A 254-nucleotide genomic window follows, 5' to 3' on the forward strand; every position below is an offset into this window, starting at 1 on the left:
AGGATTCAAAAGGGCAGTTCGACTCCAGCAAGCTGGGGCGCCTCGTTTTCAGGAGATACGAGACAAGCGAGGAACATGTCCTCGCCAGCGGCGTGGGCGAAGTGTCGGCTACGACATTTATTCCCGGACGGGATATTGTTGTCGCCGGCTTTCAGAATGGCGACATCACGGCTTGGCAACTTGCCAACGACAGTTCGCCCATTCTCACTGTTTCCGGCCATGACGGGAGTGTTTCAGGAGTATTGGCAAATCCA

The 254-nt window shown here is 55.1% G+C and carries 1 protein-coding gene; it reads left to right on the plus strand.

The annotated features are described in order from the left end of the window. Positions 1 to 254 (plus strand): hypothetical protein (locus EOD29_RS36740; protein ID WP_206520590.1); only part of this gene is annotated, 254 nt, incomplete at both ends.

The sequence above is a fragment of the Mesorhizobium sp. M1A.T.Ca.IN.004.03.1.1 genome (genome assembly GCF_003997555.1).
GTDB lineage: Bacteria > Pseudomonadota > Alphaproteobacteria > Rhizobiales > Rhizobiaceae > Mesorhizobium.